The 15349-nt window shown below is 70.5% G+C and carries 15 protein-coding genes; 5 read left to right on the top strand and 10 right to left on the bottom strand.

From position 1 onward, the window contains the following. Window positions 1–7 precede the first annotated feature (7 nt). Both ACSHV8_RS47290 and ACSHV8_RS47285 read right to left on the bottom strand, forming a co-directional pair. Entirely contained in the window at window positions 8–370 is a 363-nt protein-coding gene (locus ACSHV8_RS47290) for a MerR family transcriptional regulator (RefSeq protein ID WP_436527031.1), read from the bottom strand. Window positions 371–915: 545 nt separating this feature from the next. Continuing rightward, on the bottom strand, window positions 916–1761 hold the full coding sequence (locus tag ACSHV8_RS47285; protein ID WP_436527030.1) for a helix-turn-helix transcriptional regulator: 846 nt from the start codon (window positions 1759–1761) through the stop codon (window positions 916–918). A gap of 102 nt (window positions 1762–1863) precedes the next feature. Between ACSHV8_RS47285 and ACSHV8_RS47280 the strand changes: the two genes are divergently transcribed. After that, window positions 1864–2766 (top strand): SDR family NAD(P)-dependent oxidoreductase, encoded by a 903-nt coding sequence (locus ACSHV8_RS47280; protein ID WP_436527029.1) that lies wholly within the window; start codon window positions 1864–1866, stop codon window positions 2764–2766. A gap of 6 nt (window positions 2767–2772) precedes the next feature. Here ACSHV8_RS47280 and ACSHV8_RS47275 read toward each other — a convergent pair whose 3' ends face one another. From ACSHV8_RS47275 to ACSHV8_RS47265, 3 genes are read right to left on the bottom strand one after another with little or no spacing between them, the layout of a single operon-like run. After that, on the bottom strand, window positions 2773–3363 hold the full coding sequence (locus tag ACSHV8_RS47275; protein ID WP_436527028.1) for a TetR/AcrR family transcriptional regulator: 591 nt from the start codon (window positions 3361–3363) through the stop codon (window positions 2773–2775). Window positions 3364–3372: 9 nt separating this feature from the next. After that, a complete protein-coding gene (locus ACSHV8_RS47270) occupies window positions 3373–5511 on the bottom strand; it encodes a YhgE/Pip family protein (protein ID WP_436527027.1) in 2139 nt (712 codons plus the stop codon). Further along, the gene (locus tag ACSHV8_RS47265) at window positions 5508–6371 is read right to left on the bottom strand and encodes an ATP-binding cassette domain-containing protein (protein ID WP_436527026.1); all 864 of its coding nucleotides are present in this window, start codon (window positions 6369–6371) and stop codon (window positions 5508–5510) included. Before ACSHV8_RS47265 ends, ACSHV8_RS47270 begins: the two co-directional genes overlap by 4 nt. 112 nt (window positions 6372–6483) lie before the next feature. Between ACSHV8_RS47265 and ACSHV8_RS47260 the strand changes: the two genes are divergently transcribed. Next, entirely contained in the window at window positions 6484–7470 is a 987-nt protein-coding gene (locus ACSHV8_RS47260; RefSeq protein ID WP_436527025.1) for an LLM class F420-dependent oxidoreductase, read from the top strand. 145 nt (window positions 7471–7615) lie between these two features. Then, entirely contained in the window at window positions 7616–8314 is a 699-nt protein-coding gene (locus tag ACSHV8_RS47255) for an ArsR/SmtB family transcription factor (RefSeq protein ID WP_436527024.1), read from the top strand. A gap of 134 nt (window positions 8315–8448) precedes the next feature. Here ACSHV8_RS47255 and ACSHV8_RS47250 read toward each other — a convergent pair whose 3' ends face one another. Then, window positions 8449–9057, bottom strand: a complete 609-nt coding sequence (locus ACSHV8_RS47250) for a PadR family transcriptional regulator (protein ID WP_436527023.1) — start codon at window positions 9055–9057, stop codon at window positions 8449–8451. A 123-nt stretch (window positions 9058–9180) separates the two neighbouring features. Between ACSHV8_RS47250 and ACSHV8_RS47245 the strand changes: the two genes are divergently transcribed. Further along, on the top strand, window positions 9181–10020 hold the full coding sequence (locus tag ACSHV8_RS47245) for a GNAT family N-acetyltransferase (protein WP_436527022.1): 840 nt from the start codon (window positions 9181–9183) through the stop codon (window positions 10018–10020). Window positions 10021–10277: 257 nt separating this feature from the next. On the opposite strand, the gene ispG is transcribed toward ACSHV8_RS47245, so the two are convergent. The 4 genes from ispG to ACSHV8_RS47225 are packed head-to-tail and all read right to left on the bottom strand — an operon-like array spanning window position 10278 to window position 14455. Next, on the bottom strand, window positions 10278–11450 hold the full coding sequence (gene ispG / locus ACSHV8_RS47240; RefSeq protein WP_436537291.1) for a flavodoxin-dependent (E)-4-hydroxy-3-methylbut-2-enyl-diphosphate synthase: 1173 nt from the start codon (window positions 11448–11450) through the stop codon (window positions 10278–10280). 5 nt (window positions 11451–11455) lie between these two features. Further along, window positions 11456–12742: a M50 family metallopeptidase gene (locus tag ACSHV8_RS47235; protein WP_436527021.1), complete on the bottom strand. Its 1287-nt coding sequence runs from the start codon at window positions 12740–12742 to the stop codon at window positions 11456–11458. Further along, window positions 12742–13950: a 1-deoxy-D-xylulose-5-phosphate reductoisomerase gene (gene dxr, locus ACSHV8_RS47230; protein ID WP_436527020.1), complete on the bottom strand. Its 1209-nt coding sequence runs from the start codon at window positions 13948–13950 to the stop codon at window positions 12742–12744. Before dxr ends, ACSHV8_RS47235 begins: the two co-directional genes overlap by 1 nt. 19 nt (window positions 13951–13969) lie before the next feature. Further along, the gene (locus tag ACSHV8_RS47225) at window positions 13970–14455 is read right to left on the bottom strand and encodes a hypothetical protein (RefSeq protein WP_436527019.1); all 486 of its coding nucleotides are present in this window, start codon (window positions 14453–14455) and stop codon (window positions 13970–13972) included. A 71-nt stretch (window positions 14456–14526) separates the two neighbouring features. Between ACSHV8_RS47225 and ACSHV8_RS47220 the strand changes: the two genes are divergently transcribed. After that, window positions 14527–15348, top strand: coding sequence for a YhjD/YihY/BrkB family envelope integrity protein (locus tag ACSHV8_RS47220; protein WP_436527018.1), 822 nt, complete (start codon window positions 14527–14529; stop codon window positions 15346–15348). Window position 15349: the final 1 nt, after the last annotated feature.

Raw genomic sequence — 15349 nt, 5'->3', positions numbered from 1 at the left:
GAGAGGTTTACATGTTTTGTCGAGCCGCGGTGTCGCGGCGGGTCTGCATCGGGATGGTGGCATCCTCGCCCGGACCCAGCTTGCCGCCCAGTTCCAGGATCCGCCGGTGGGCGGCGGCCAGGCGATCCTCCAGGGTGACGATCCGGACCGCGGCGGCGAGCAGGAAACCCTCGTCGAGCAGGACCCGGACGCGTCCGGCGAGCAGAAGTTGGTGGCGGGAGTAACGGCGGTGGCCGCCGGTCGACCGTTCGGGCTCGATCAGACCGGTGCCGTCGAGACTGCGGAGAAAAGCCTGCGTGACGCCGAGCACCTCAGCGGCCCGGCCCATCGAATACGCCGCCAGATCAGCGTCGTCCGGAATCCTGGGCATGGTCCCCTTTAACGCTTTTGCACTTGTGGCCGCTACTACACAGGCCAGAGCCCCGGCGGGTAACCGGGGCCCTGGCTTTTCAATTCTTGTGCCGGCTCACTGGGCCGGCGCATGTGGTCGACCGGCTGCGTGCCGCTAGCAGTCGACCGGAGTGATGGGCATCGGCTGCGATCACCTCTTGTCGGGTCGGGGACGTCGTGATTACGCGTTGCTGCGGTATCTCGTCCTCCTTCTCCAACTCAGCGTCTGTGCCAGTTGCTGTGCCGGCCGAAGCCGACCTGGAAAACATATCCCCATTCCCCACCAATTTCTAGAGTCGCCGCTGTAGATTTTTTCGGCCCGTCCGGGGTTGACCTGCGATAACGCAAGCCCCCGTCAATCCCTGCAACGTCATGCACCCCCACGTGCCGCCTCCCGTCATCCCCCGTCATCCACCCCAACCCCAAACCCCCAAAACCACTTTTCCCGTACGACCTCCGCCCCACCCACACACACAAAAAATCCACCGGAAGCCGGCCGGCCGGACAACCGTGGGGCCTGGGTGGTCAGTCGACCAGGGATTGGGTGCCCAGGACTATGGCCAGGGCCAGACGGTCGGCGTCCGGGGTGCGAGGCTCGGCCGAGTAGACGGTGATGCGGAGGTCGTCGAAGGCGACCACCAGCGTGTCGCAGTCGAGGGTGAGGCGGCCGACCGCGGGGTGGTCGATGACCTTGCGTCTGGTGGGCTCCGGCATCGGCGGCGGTGCCTCGGCCTCCCACAACGACGTGAAGCGCGGGCACCCGGCGGCCAGTTCGGTGACCAGCCGCTGGAGGGAACGGTCGGCCGGATAGCGGGACGCGGTCAGGCGCAGGTCGGCGACCAGGCGAGCCTCGTGATCGGCCTGTTCCTGCGCGGTGTGGACGACCCGGGACGTCCGACCGGCGAGGTTGCGCCAGACCGCGTTGCGTTCCAGGCCGCGCCAGCCGGTGGTGTCGCCCATCAGCGCGTCGTAGGCGGCGTTGGCCAGCACCAGCGTCCAGGTGGCGTCGTAGACCACGACCGGGTTGGCCGACAGCCGGTCGAGGAGCCGCTGGACGCTGGCGGTGACCCGGGACGAGACGACGTCGTGGCCCGGCGCGGCGTGGCCGGCCAGCTGATAGAGCAGGTCACGTTCGGTGTCGGCCAGGCGCAGGGCCCGGGCCAGGGATTCCACGACCTGCGCGGACGGCGCCGTGGCCCGGCCCTGTTCGAGTCGGGTCAGGTAGTCGGCCGAGATGCCGGCCAGCCCGGCCAGCTCCTCGCGGCGCAGGCCGGTGGCGCGGCGGCGACGGCCGACCGGGATCCCGGCGGCCTCGGGTGTGACCCGGTCCCGCCAGCGGCGCAGCATCCGGCCGAACTCCCACGACTCCACATCCCGAGTCTGCCCGCGCCCGGCCGTGTTGTCGTGGCCCTGCCAGTCCTACGAAAAGCAGACGGCTGGTTGACCACGCGACGTTCTCCGAAGCTCGACGGCATGACAAGCGTTCTCATCACCGGCCCCACCAAGGGTCTGGGCCGGGTCACCACTCTCGCCCTGGCCGCCCGCCCCGCGAAGCCGGACCTGCTGCTGGTCGGCCGGGATCTGGGCGGGGTCGCCGCCGAGGCCCGGGCGCTCGGTGCCACCGTGCACGAGATCGGCGCCGACCTGGCCCGGCTCGCCGAGGTGCGGGCCGCCGCGGCGACCGCGCGGAAACTGGTCGAGTCCGGGACGGTACGGCCGTTGGGCGCCGTGATCGGCAACGCGGGCGCCATGTCGGCCGACACCCGGCGCGCGTCGGCCGACGGGTACGAGCTGACCTTCGCGGTCAACTATCTGGCGCACGCCCAGCTCATCGGCGACCTGGCCGCCACGATCGCCGAACCCGGACGGATCGTGCTGCTGGGGTCGAACACGTACCGTCAAAATTTCTGGCGGAAGCTGTTGAGCGTGCCCGAGGCCCGGTGGCGCGACCCGGTGGAGATCGCCCGGCCGGCCGCCGAGTCGGAGAAGCCGGGGATGGAAGCTTCCGGGGTCGCGTATTCCAACGCGAAGCTGGCGATCCTCTACTACGCCCATGAGCTGCAGCGACACCTGCGGCCGGGCATCGGCGTGACGGTGTTCGAGCCCGGCTGGATGCCCGGCACCAGCCTGGGCCGTTCCGCACCGGAGGCCGCTCAGGCGTTCATGCGTGGGCTCGGGCGGATCCCCGGGGTGTCGACGCCGGAGAAGTCCGGGCCGTTGCTGGCGTCGGTCGCGCTCGACGCGAAGTGGGCGCACCTGCGGGACGGCGCGTTCGTGCTGAAGGACCACGTGATCCAGGCCGCCCCGGTCGCCCACGACCGCGAGCGGGAACAACGCCTCTGGGCGGCCACCGGCGAGCTGCTGGCGAGCAGCTGAGACCGGTCAGGCCACCCGGCGGACGATGGCGAGCATGGACTCCTCGACGTCCTCGATCGGGCGGTCCGGCTGGAAGACCAGCCAGTCCACCGCGACGACCAACCCCACCCCGAACAGGGCGGCCGACGCGACCCGCACGTCCAGGTCGGAGGGCAGGGCACCGGAATCGACCCCGGCCTGGACCGTCTCGGCGATCACGCCGATCGCCTGCTCGCGGAGCAGGACGAGGGTCTGCTGCCACTCCCGGTTGGTCCGCCACATCTCGGAGACCAGCAGCTGCGCGAACGCCCGGTACTGCTGGATGTAGGCCAGCTGGGCCCGGACCAGCGCCCGCACCGCCTCGCGCGGGGGCAGCCCGTCCACCGCGTTGCGGAACTCGTCGGTGAGCAGCCCGATGCCGTGCCGCAGCAGCTCCTCGAACAGGTCGGACTTGGACTTGAAGTTGTAGTAGACGGTGCCCTTGGCCACGTTCGCCCGCACCGCGATGTCGTCCACCGTGGTCTCGTTGAAACCCTTTTCGGCGATCAGCTGCACGGCGGCCTCGTACAGCTTCTGCCGGGTGTCCTCACGTCGCCGGCTCCGCCCGTCACTCGCCACCAGCCAAGGCTAGAGGACCAGTTCGGGATGCAGGTCGGTGGTCCGCATGCGGCGTTTCCGGCCGGCGATGACCACGGTGAGCAGGAGGGCGACGAGGCCGAAACCGGCCAGCACGATCGAGCCGTGCACGATCGGCCCGGACTCCCCGCCGTCGATCGCGTGGCGCATGGCCTCCACCACGTACGTCATGGGTAGTAATGGGTGAATCGCCTGGAAGAACCCGGGCGTGGTCTGCACCGGGTAGGTGCCACCGGACGAGGTCAGCTGGAACATCAGCAGGACCAGCGCCACGATCCGCCCGGGTGCGCCGAGCGCCGCCCCGATCAGTTGCATGATCGCGGCGAAGACGCCCGCGGTGCCGAGCAGCAGGCCGAGGCTGATCCACGGGTGGACCGGGGACAGGCCGAGACCGAAACGGACCACGCTGAACAGCAGCGTCGCCTGGATCAGGCCCATCAGCACGCCGGGCAGCAGGCCGGCCAGGGCGACCCGGTGCGCGGGCGCGCCCGACGCCAGGTAGCGGCGGTTCAGCGGCCGCAACAGCATGTAGTTGATCATCGCGCCGACCCAGAGGGCCAGGGCCAGGAAGTACGGGGCGAAACCGACGCCGTACGTGCCGGCCGGGTTGCGGACGACCCGGTCGAGCGAGACCGGGTCGGCCAGGATCCCGGAGCGCGCCGACGCGTCGTCGTACGCGGGAATCTCCTTCGCCCCGTCGGCCAGCTTGTCGGCCAACTGCCCGGCGCCGTCCTGCAGGTCGGTCAGGGCGTCGGCGATCCGGTGCCCGCCGTCGGAGAGTTCGGCCAGCCCGCCGTCGAGCTGCCGGGCACCGCTGGCCAGCCGGTACACACCGTTCTTGAGATCGGTCGCGCCGTCCGCGGTCTGCCCGAGGCCGGTCTTCAGCTTCTTGGCGCCGGTGGCCAGCTGGTCCAGGCCGTTCGACAGCTTGTCCACCTGCGCGCGGGCCTTGGCCACGTCGTCGGCCAGGTGCGGCGCGGCCGCGGCGACCGCGCGAGCGTCCTTCGCGACCTCGCGCAGGCGGGTCCGCAGCGCGTCCAGGTCGGCCGCGTCCACCCGCTGCTGGATCCGCTCGGCGTCCGCGACCAGCCGGGCGGCCAGGCGTTTCGCCTCGGGCAGGCCGTCGCTGTCGGGCAGATCGTTCAGCTGTTTCTGAAGATTCCTGGCATCCTGTACGGCCTTGTCGGCCGCGTCGTCGATCGCGCCGATGTTCTTGGCGAGCAGGTCGGCGCCGTTCGCGACCAGGGTCGCCGCGTTCTGGATGGTCTCGGCGTTGTCCCGCAGGACCGGCTCGATCCGGTCGGCCGCGGCGTCGACGGCGGTGGCCAGCGTGCGTCCGCCGGCCGCGGCCTGCGAGGTGCCGGTGGCCAGCTGGGCCGCGCCACTGTCCAGCTGCTGGAGAACGTCCGCGAGCTGGGCCGCACCGTTGCCCGCGGTGCCCAGCTTGCCGGCGAGTTCCCCGGCGCCGTCGTGCGCGGTGTCGATGCCGGCGGCCTCCTCGGCCGCACCCTTGTGGATGGTGCCGGCACCGTCGGCGAGCTGGCCGGCGCCGTCGGCCGCCTTCTCGGTCTGCGCCTTCAGATCGGTGAAACCGATGAGCATGCTGTCGTAATACTTCGCCGAGGCGCTGGCACTGGCGGCCGCGCGGACCTCGTCGAAAGCGGTGCGGGCGAAAACCCCGGACAGGTAGTTGGTGGAATCGTCGGAAACGGCGCTCAACTGCGCGTTCTCCGGGTGGGCGTCGGCGTTCGGAGCGGCGGCCAGATTGCCGGAGAAGTCGGCCGGGATGCGCAGCTCGATCTGGTACCGACCGTCCTTGAGACCGGAATCGGCGGTCCCGGCGTCGACCACGTGCCAGTCGAACACCTCGCGTTCGATCAGCTTGTCGGCCAGGTCGTGGCCGGCGTTGACCGTGTCGCCGTTCTGATCCCGGGCCGCCCTGTCCTCGATCACCAGCGCGGCCGGGATGTGGTTGAGGTGGCCGTAAGGATCCCAGAACGCGTAGAGATAGAGCGCGCCGTAGAGCAGCGGGACCACCGCCAGGACGGCCAGAGCGGCGGCGGTCAGGCGGCTCCGGAAGAATCGTCGGAGCTCCAGACCGGCCAGCGAGACGGTCGAAAAGCCGGTCATTTCTCTCCCCGATCCTCGGCGGCCGGGCTCTCGTCCGTCGCCGCGATTTCCGCTTTCTCGGTGGGCTCTGGCGTTTCCGCAGTCTCTTCGTCGCTCACGGGCGCGACATCGTCGTTCATAGCCGCCGCGTCGCTCACCGGGTCCGGCTCATCCACAGGCACCGGCTCCGGTTCGTCCACAGGCACCGGCTCTGATTCGTCCACAGGCGCCGGTTCGTCCACAGGCACCGGCTCGTCCACAGCCGCTGGGGACTCCTTCACGACCGCGCGGCCCGGCTCGCCCGACTGCGGGTCGCTCAGATGCACCACCCGGGCCACCCGCCCCGGATCGACCTCACGCGCCGTGACCAGCACCGCGACCCCCTCGGCGGTCAGCTCGCCGATCAGCGCCCACAGCGCCGCCCGCTCCTCCGCGTCCAGGCCGCTGTCCACACCGTCCAGCGCGATCAGCGCCGGCCCGCCCAGACGGGCCAGGATCAAACCCAGGACCTGCTTCTGGTACGGCGTCAGATCCCGCCCCGGCAGATCCGGGTCCAGCCCGTGCAGCTCCACCTCGGCCGCTTCCCGGCGCGGACGGCCCAGCAGCGCCAACCGTTCACGCACGTGCTCACGCACGGTGAACACCGGCTCGGGGTCATTGACCCCGGCCACATGGGCGAGTGCCGCCGTACCGAAAAGGGAAACCTTGCCCGTGGACAACCGCAACCGGCCCGCAAGAGCGAGGAGTGTGCTCGTCCGGCCGCTGCCGGGCGGGCCGGCGACGGCGACGGTCTCGCCGGGGCCGACCGTCAGGTCGAGGTCCCGCAGGAGCCAGCGCCGATGATGCCGCACCCCGGCGCCGGTAGCGCTCAGCACCGACATGATGGCTCCTTGTTTAGACTGACCGGTCAGTTCAAAAACATACCCGCGTCGAAGCCTCGAAGAATCCACAGGTGGTGGACATCACGCCGCCGCGACCGGCAGGATCGGGGTCATGTCGATGCGATGGGGCATGACCGTTCCGCTCGGTGGCGTTCCGCTGGCCGACCACGCCGCTGTCTTCGCGGCCCTGGCCGACGCCGGGTTCACCGACGCCTGGTCCTCCGAGGTGGCCGGGACCGACGCGTTCACACCGCTCACCCTGGCCGCCGCGTGGGAGCCGCGGCTGCGTCTGGGCACGGCGATCGCCCCGGTCTACACGCGCGGGCCCGGCCTGCTGGCGATGACGGCGGCCGCGCTGGCCGAGACGGCGCCCGGGCGTTTCCAGTTCGGCATCGGCGCGTCGTCACCGGTGGTGGCCGGCGACTGGAACGCGGCCGACTTCGTGAAGCCGTTCGCGCGCAGCCGTGACACGCTCCGCTTCCTGCGCTCCGCGCTCGCCGGCGAGCTCGTGGACCAGGAGTTCTCGACGTTCACGGTGAAGCGCTTCCGGCTGGAGCGCCCGCCGGCCGTCCCGCCGCAGATCATGCTGGCCGCGCTGCGCCCGCAGATGCTGCACCTGGCCGCGGCCGAGGCCGACGGCGTGATCCTGAACTGGCTCTCCGCCGCCGACGTGCACACGGCGCTGGCCGAGACGAAGGGCACCGGCCCGGATTTCGACGTGGCCACCCGGATCTTCGTGGTGCCGACCGACGACGCGGCGTACGCGCGCACGATCGGCCGGCGGCTCATCACGTCGTATCTGACCGTTCCGGCCTATGCCGCGTTCCACCGCTGGCTGGGCCGCGAGGAGATCCTGACCCCGATGTGGCGGGCGTGGGAGTCCGGGGACCGCAAGGGTGCGCTGGCCGCGATCCCGGATTCCCTGGTCGACGAGCTGATCGTCCACGGAGCCCCGGATCAGGTCCGGTCCCGTGTCCGGGCGTATGCGGAGGCCGGCGTGACCGTTCCGGTGATGGCCCTGCTCCCGACCCCGGAGCTGGAGAAGGGCGGTTTCGCCGCGCTGACGTCGCTGATCGCCGCCCTGGGCCGCCCGGCCTGACCCGGCCCGAGACCCCCGCCGACGGCTCGGCCCGCGCCGAAGGGCACTGACGGCCGGGCCGACACCGAAGCGGCGACGCTTCGGCCGACACCGGAGCGGCGACACTTCGGCCGGCACCGAATCGTCGGCGGCGAAGAATAGGGCCATGAACGACGCCTCGGACCTGGCCGCCTTCGCGTCCCTGCTGGCCGACCGCACCCGCGCCGCGATGTGCCTGGCCCTGATCGACGGCCGTGCGTGGACGGCCGGTGAGCTGGCCGCCCACGCCGGCGTGGCCCGGTCCACGGCCACCGAGCACCTGGACCGTTTGATCGCCGGCGGCCTGCTCACCGAGTCCCGGCAGGGCCGGCACCGATACGTCCGACTCGCCGACCCCGGTGTCGGCGAGCTGCTGGAGGACATCACCGCGCGTCTGAATCCGGCCCTGCCCCCGCCTCGCGGTCTGCGGGCGGCCACCGCCGATGCCGCTCTGCGGCGGGGGCGCACCTGTTACGACCACCTCGCCGGCCGTCTCGGCGTGGCCGTCACCGACGCGCTGACCAGGGACGGAATGCTGGATCAGCGGGGTGGCTGCGCGGTCACCGGCGACGGCGTGGCCTGGCTGACCGACCGGCTCGGGGTGGAGCCGGAACGTTTGCGGGTGGGTCGGCGCCCGCTGGCCCGGGCCTGCCTGGACTGGACGGAACGCCGTCCGCACCTGGGCGGCGTGGCCGGCGCGCGGGTCTGCGAGACGTTCCTGGGCCGGGGCTGGGTGAACCGGATCGGTTCGGGCCGGGCGGTGCGAGTCTCGGAGCCCGGGAAGGCCGCTCTGCGGGAGCTGCTCGGCCTCACCGATCTCGACTGACCGCCGGCCGCGGCGGGTGGACCGTCAGGGTCGTGCGCAGCAGAGCAAGGCGGAAGCCGTTCAACGGACCGAGTTGAAGCCCGGCCACCGGTTGACGGAAGGAGCGCACCTCCGAAGAGGTGCGCTCCTTGATCTCACTCACTGTCCGCGAGAATGGCGTACAGCTTGCGCTTCGTGTCGTTGAGGACTTCCAGCGCCTTCTGCCGCTGCTCCGGGGTTCCGGAGAAGCCGACCTGCTTGAGCGCGCTGAAGATCCCCACCGCGGCGTCGCGGAAATCCTGCACCTGGTTGAGCGTGTCGTCGCCGAAGCGGGCCCAGGGCGGGTTCTGCGCCGCGGTCTCGGCTTCGGGGCGGCCGTCCTCGGTCAGGCGGTAGCTCTTGCGACCACCTTCGGCGGTCACCTCGATCAGGCCCTCGTCCTCCAGCAGCTGCAGGGTGGGGTAGATCGAGCCGGGGCTGGGGCGCCAGATGCCGTTGGTGCGGGCGTCCAGCTCCTGGATCATCTCGTAGCCGTGCATGGGGCGCTCCAGGAGCAGCGCCAGGACGGCGGGGCGGACGTTGAGCCGGCCGCGACCGCCGCCGCGCCGGCCACCACCGCGGGGGCCGAACTCGCCGGGGCCGAACGGGCCGCCGGGCCCGAAACCGCCGTGGCCACCCGGGCCGCCGGGGCCGAAGGGGAATCCGGGCGGGAAGCCGAACCCACGCATGCGACGTCCGTGGTGTCCCTCGTGTGCGAACCTCATGATCTTCTCCGTTCTGTTGTCGATACGTAGACGATATATCGGCAACGTGTCGGTGGCAAGGGTTTCGGAACTGATGGGGTTGCCATGCGTGTCGAACGGCCGCGATCTGGCAATGTGGTAGCTGTGTTGACGGTGCCCATTCGCCAGCTCGGTGAGCCGGAGCGTGCTGCGGTCGAGCGGATCTTGGACGCCGACCCCTATGCGGGTGCCCAGATCGCCGAGCGTGTCGCCGCCCACGGGCTGAACTGGTGGCGTTCCGACGGGCGGATCTACGGCTATGAGCCGGCCCGCCGCGTCGAGTCGATCATCTGGTCGGGCGCGCATCTGGTCCCGGTCGGCGCCACCCCGCCGGCCATCGCCGCCTTCGCCGACCTGCTCAGTAACGAGCCGAGGATCTGTTCGTCGATCATCGGTCGGGCCGAGGCGGTGCTCGATCTGTGGGATCGGCTGAGCGTGCACTGGGGGCGGGCGCGTGACGTCCGGCCCCATCAGCCGCTGCTGGTCACCGATCGTTCGCCGATCGTGGCCGCCGATCCCGAGGTGCGCCTGGTCCGGCCCGGGGAGGTGGATCAGCTGTTCCCGGCCGCGGTGGCGATGTACACCGAGGAGGTCGGGGTGTCCCCGCTGCAGGACGACGGCGGGCGTGGCTATCGGCGGCGGGTCGCCGAGCTGGTCAAGGGCAAGCGGGCCTATGCGCGGTTCCTCGGCGACCAGGTCATCTTCAAGGCCGAGCTGGCCATCATCACCCGGCGCACGACGCAGGTCCAGGGCGTCTGGGTCCACCCGGAGTTCCGCGGCCGCGGCATCGCCACGGCCGCCATGGCCGCGGTCGTCAACGACGCGCTGCGCCGGGTCGCGCCCACGGTCAGCCTCTACGTCAACGACTACAACACGTCAGCCCGTCGCGTCTACCAACGCTGCGGCTTCGTCTCCGCCGGCTCCTTCGCCACGGTCCTCTTCTGACCAGCCCGCCTCACCCTTCCTGACCAGCCCAGCCTCGCTCCTCCTCCTGATCGGCCCAGCCTCACCCTTCCCGGGCTGGCGCCGCCGCACCTCGGCCCAACCGGCGGCGGGCCTTCGGTGACGGCACAAAAGCCGCAAGGCACGCGAAAGCCCGGGCTCGCATCGCGACCCGGGCTTTCGTTTTGACTTAAATTCCCGATTTGGTACGGCCTGAGCACCGCCGCGCTTCGCCGTCGGGGCGAAGCGAGCCGGCTAGCTCAGTGGACGGTGACGACCGGGCCCGGGAGCAGCTCGCGCAGCTCGTCGGGAAGCTCGGCGCCCATCTCGTCGGCGAGCCGCAGCGCCTCCTCGACCAGCGTCTCCACGATGATCGCCTCCGGCACGGTCTTGATGACCTTGCCCTTGACGAAGATCTGGCCCTTGCCGTTGCCGGAAGCCACGCCCAGGTCCGCCTCGCGGGCCTCGCCCGGCCCGTTCACGACGCAGCCCATGACGGCCACCCGCAGCGGCACCGGGAACCCGTCGAGCGCGGCCGTGACCTGCTCGGCCAGCGTGTACACGTCGACCTGGGCCCGGCCGCAGGACGGGCAGGAGACGATCTCCAGGCCACGCTCGCGCAGGCCCAGCGACTCCAGGATCTGCTGGCCGACCTTGATCTCCTCGACCGGCGGCGCGGACAACGACACCCGGATCGTGTCGCCGATGCCCTCGGCCAGCAGCGCCCCGAACGCCACCGCGCTCTTGATCGTGCCCTGGAAGGCCGGCCCGGCCTCGGTCACGCCCAGGTGCAGCGGGTAGTCGCACTGCTCGGCGAGCTGCCGGTAGGCCCGGATCATGACGACCGGGTCGTTGTGCTTGACCGAGATCTTGATGTCGCGGAAGCCGTGCTCCTCGAAGAGCGAGCATTCCCAGAGCGCGGACTCGACCAGGGCCTCGGCGGTGGCCTTCCCGTACTTCTCCAGCAGGCGCTTGTCGAGCGAGCCGGCGTTGACGCCGATCCGGATCGGGACGCCGGCGCCGGAGGCCGCCTTGGCGATCTCCTTCACCTTGTCGTCGAACTGCCGGATGTTGCCCGGGTTGACCCGGACCGCGGCGCAGCCGGCGTCGATCGCGGCGAACACGTACTTCGGCTGGAAGTGGATGTCGGCGATCACCGGGATCTGCGACTTCTTGGCGATCGCGGGGAGCGCCTCGACGTCGTCCTGCGACGGCACGGCGACCCGGACGATCTGGCAGCCGGACGCGGTCAGCTCGGCGATCTGCTGCAGCGTCGCGTTGACGTCGGAGGTGAGGGTGGTGGTCATCGACTGGACGCTGACCGGGGCGCCGCCACCGACCAGGACGCCACCGACGTTGATCTGCCGGCTCTTGCGGCGCGGGGCCAGCGGCGGCGGAGGGACGGCCGGCATTCCGAGACTGATCGCAGTCATTTCACTCACTTGAAGATCGTAATCGGGTTGATGATGTCGGCGGTGGCCGTCAGCAGCGTAAACGCGCCACCTATCAGAATGACGGCGTAGGTGAGTGGCATCAGCTTGTAGTAGTCGACACGGCCCGGATCGGGTCGCTTGAGTCGCTGATAGAGCAGGGAACGGACCCGTTCGTACCAGGCGATCGCGATGTGACCGCCGTCGAGCGGGAGCAGGGGCAGCAGGTTGAACAGGCCGATGAACACGTTAAGCGAGATGAAGATCTGCCAGAAGACCTCGGGCACACCCTTCTCGATGGCCTCGCCGCCGAGCCGGCTCGCGCCGATCACGCTGATCGGGGTGTCCGGGTCACGCTCATCACCGGTGATCGAGTGCCACAGGGCGGGGATCTTCTGCGGGATCCGGCCCATCGCCTTGAACGAGTTCTCCACCAGGTACCAGCCGTACTCACCGGCGGCCGGGAGCGCGCTGATCGCGTTGTAGTGGTTCACGTACGGCTGATCGGTGTCCCAGCTCACCCCGGCGACCGACACCGTGGAGACGGCGCCCTTCGGGTCGTCGAGCGGCGGACGCTCATCGGTGATCAGGTCGACGGTGGCGCTGCCGGCCTGGCCACCACGCTCGTACTCGAAAACGGTCTTGCCCTTGGCGGCGCGGATCGCGGTGGTGAGCTGCTCATAGGTGGCGACCGGAGTGTCCCCGACCTTAGTGATCAGGTCCTTGTCCTGCAGGCCGGCCGCCTTGGCGGGGGCCGCCACAGCGCCGTTCTTGCCCGGGACGCACTCGGAGTCGGCGATCTTCTTGGTGGCCGCGTCGAGCGTCTTGTAGACCGTCTGGAGCTGGACGCAGTCGCCGACCCGGATCATCGACGGGGCCTTGGCCTGCTCGGCGTCGGTCTGCGGGATGTGAATGTTGGGCAGGCCGACCGAGGCGGCCATCACCCACGCGCCGGCCAGGGCCAGCAGGAAGTGGGTGATCGAGCCGGCCGACATCACGATCGTCCGCTTCCAGACCGGGAACCGCCACATCGCGCGGGGCTGGTCCTCCGGAAGCACGTCGTCGTCCTGCGGGGTCATCCCGACGATCTTGCAGAAGCCGCCGAGCGGGATGGCCTTGAGTCCGTACTCCGTCTCGCCGCGCTTGAACGAGAAGATCGTCGGGCCGAAGCCGACGAAATACTGCGTCACCTTCATCCCGAAGCGCTTGCCGGTGATCATGTGACCCAGCTCGTGCAGGCTCACCGAGACGAGGATGGTCAGCGCGAAGGCCGCCGCACCCAGCCAGAAAAGCATCAGGCTCCTTCAGCCACAGTCGCGATCGTCCGCTGCGCCTGGGCCCGCGCCCAGGCCTCCGCGGCCAGCACGTCATCGACGGTACCCGGCTCCGCGAAATCCGGGGCCGCCGTGAGCACCCGTTCCAGGGTGTCGACGATGCCCAAGAAAGGTAGCCGACCGGCGACGAAAGCGGCCACACACTCTTCGTTGGCCGCGTTGAGGATGGCCGGACGGCAGCGGCCGGTGCGGCCCGCCTCCTTGGCCAGCTCGACGGCCGGGAACGCCTCGGCGTCGAGGGGACGGAACTCCCAGTTGTGGGCCAGGGTCCAGTCGACCGCCGCGGCCGCCTCCGGCACCCGCTCCGGCCAGGCCAGGGCCAGCGCGATCGGCAGCCGCATGTCCGGCGGGCTGGCCTGGGCCAGGGTCGAGCCGTCGGTGAACTCGACCATCGAGTGGATCACCGACTGCGGGTGGACCATCACCTCGATGTCGTCGTAGGGCACGGCGAACAGCTCGTGCGCCTCGATCACCTCAAGCGCCTTGTTCACCATGGTGGCCGAGTTGATCGTGACGACCGGGCCCATGTCCCAGGTCGGATGCTTGAGCGCTTCCTCGGGCGTGACGTTCGTCAACTCGCTGCGGCGACGGCCGCGGAACGCTCCGCCGCTGGCGGTGAGGACCAGACGTCGTACCTCATCGGCTCGCCCTCCTCGGAGACACTGGGCCAGGGCCGAGTGCTCGGAGTCGACCGGGACGATCTGCCCTTCCTTGGCGATCCGGCGGACCAGCGGGCCGCCGGCGACCAGCGACTCCTTGTTGGCCAGGGCCAGGATCCGGCCCGACTCCAGCGCGGCCAGCGTGGGCGCCAGGCCGAGGCTGCCGACCACGCCGTTGAGCACCACGTCGCAGGGCCAGCGAGCCAGCTCGGTCATCGCGTCCGGCCCGGCCACGATCTTGGGAAGTTTGAAGTCACCGGAGGACCACCCGCGCTGCTGCGCCTCGGCATAAAAAGCCAATTGCAGATCCTGTACGGCCGAAGCGGCCGCGACCCCGACCACGTCGACCCCGAGTTCGAGCGCCTGCGCCGCGAGCAGCCCGACGTTGCCGCCGCCGGCGCCGAGCGCGACCACCCGGAACCGATCCGGGTTACGGCGCACGATGTCGATGGCCTGGGTACCGATGGATCCGGTGGAGCCGAGCAGGACAAGGTCTCGCATGCCGCCCATCTTCCCGGACCGCCTGCGCTCAGGCTCGGCCGACCCTCTCCCGGACGAACTCGGTGAGCGCGGCCGACGTCTCCGGGTCAAGACCGGCGGTACCCACCGTGACGTAGGCACTCTGCACGGTGACGATCATCAGCAGTCCGGGCATTTCCTCGACCCGGGTCAGGGCCGGCCAGCGATACAGCGCCTCCAGCAGATCGTTGCTGCCGAAGACGCCCTGCTCGTCGATCCGATGGGTGGTCGGGCCGTGCTTCGCCGCGGTCAGTTTGGCGAGCGTGGTGTTCATGATGCGGATCGGCACGACGAACGCCAGGACGGCGCCGAGCAGCACGAAGGCGAACGCGGTCAGGTACTCCCCCAGCGCACCGACCAGCAGGCCGCACAGCAGGATCACGGTGCCGCCGGTCCGGGTCAGCATGAACGCGCGCTGGAAATAGTGCCGCAGAGCCCGCCGCAGCCGCTCGGGATCCGGATCGGCAACGAAGGTGAACGATGTCTGGGTAACCATGATCGCGTGATCCTAGTGAGCGCGAGGCCTTCGCGGGGTACCCGAAGGACGTGCTGAGCAGAGTGCGACGAATGGCCGCGGCGGTGGTGCGGCCACTGCGTGGGCGGGATCTCGCGCTGCACGCCGCCGCGGTGACGTTCTACAGCGGGATCGCGGTGGTGCCGGTGGCCCTGCTGGCGGTGTGGCTGACCGGGCTGGTGGCCGGAGCGGACCGGGTGCGGCGGCTGACCGGCCGTACCATCGCGGCCCTTCCGGACGAGATCGGCGCGCCGCGCGCCCTGGCCACCCTGATCGACGCCGGCCTGCACCTGACGCCGCTGCTGGCCCTGGCCAGCCTGCTGCCGGCCACGCTCTACGGCGAGGGGCTGCGCCGGGCGTTCGTCTCGATCCACAAGCGCGGCGGCGAATCGCTGGTCGGCTGGCGCGGCCGGGTGCTGTGGCTGCCGCTGCTGGCCGCCGCCCCGGCGCTGCTGCTCGCGCTCTTCCTGGCGCTGCCCACGACGAGCGCCCTGTGGATCCGCGGGGGCTGGTGGTCGGTGCTCGGCGTGGTGCTCTCCTTCCTGGCCGCCTGGCTGGTGCTGACACCGGTGGTGATCTGGGTCTTCCGGTACGTCGCCCCGGGCCGCCCGCCGTGGCTGCCCACGGTCCTGATCGGGTCGTTCACGGCGGCCAACCTCTCCGGCTTTCTGCACGGTTTCGTGCTGTTCTGCTCGCTGCCGCTGAACCTGGGCACGCCGTTCGGTGGATTCGACGCGGTCGGCGGGACGGTCGCGATCGGCCTGTGGCTCTACCTGTTCCACACGATCGTTCTTGTCGGATTCGCGGCAACACACGCCGTCAAGCCACATTTATCGGGCGAATGGGCTAAGGCAGCGGACACCAACGCGAGGTAGC

This window comes from Actinoplanes sp. HUAS TT8 (genome assembly GCF_051380535.1).
Classification (GTDB): domain Bacteria; phylum Actinomycetota; class Actinomycetes; order Mycobacteriales; family Micromonosporaceae; genus Actinoplanes.
This window is presented reverse-complemented; position numbering and strand designations above follow the sequence as displayed.

What these genes read in the sequence shown, in the direction of transcription:
- ACSHV8_RS47225 (WP_436527019.1), bottom strand. Translation starts at nt 14,455, where the DNA reads ATGGTTACCCAGACATCGTTCACCTTCGTTGCCGATCCGGATCCCGAG.
- ACSHV8_RS47260 (WP_436527025.1), top strand. Translation starts at nt 6,484, where the DNA reads ATGTCGATGCGATGGGGCATGACCGTTCCGCTCGGTGGCGTTCCGCTG.
- ACSHV8_RS47290 (WP_436527031.1), bottom strand. Translation starts at nt 370, where the DNA reads ATGCCCAGGATTCCGGACGACGCTGATCTGGCGGCGTATTCGATGGGC.
- ACSHV8_RS47220 (WP_436527018.1), top strand. Translation starts at nt 14,527, where the DNA reads ATGGCCGCGGCGGTGGTGCGGCCACTGCGTGGGCGGGATCTCGCGCTG.
- ACSHV8_RS47265 (WP_436527026.1), bottom strand. Translation starts at nt 6,371, where the DNA reads ATGTCGGTGCTGAGCGCTACCGGCGCCGGGGTGCGGCATCATCGGCGC.
- ACSHV8_RS47280 (WP_436527029.1), top strand. Translation starts at nt 1,864, where the DNA reads ATGACAAGCGTTCTCATCACCGGCCCCACCAAGGGTCTGGGCCGGGTC.
- ACSHV8_RS47250 (WP_436527023.1), bottom strand. Translation starts at nt 9,057, where the DNA reads ATGAGGTTCGCACACGAGGGACACCACGGACGTCGCATGCGTGGGTTC.
- ispG (WP_436537291.1), bottom strand. Translation starts at nt 11,450, where the DNA reads ATGACTGCGATCAGTCTCGGAATGCCGGCCGTCCCTCCGCCGCCGCTG.
- dxr (WP_436527020.1), bottom strand. Translation starts at nt 13,950, where the DNA reads ATGGGCGGCATGCGAGACCTTGTCCTGCTCGGCTCCACCGGATCCATC.
- ACSHV8_RS47255 (WP_436527024.1), top strand. Translation starts at nt 7,616, where the DNA reads ATGAACGACGCCTCGGACCTGGCCGCCTTCGCGTCCCTGCTGGCCGAC.
- ACSHV8_RS47235 (WP_436527021.1), bottom strand. Translation starts at nt 12,742, where the DNA reads ATGCTTTTCTGGCTGGGTGCGGCGGCCTTCGCGCTGACCATCCTCGTC.
- ACSHV8_RS47270 (WP_436527027.1), bottom strand. Translation starts at nt 5,511, where the DNA reads ATGACCGGCTTTTCGACCGTCTCGCTGGCCGGTCTGGAGCTCCGACGA.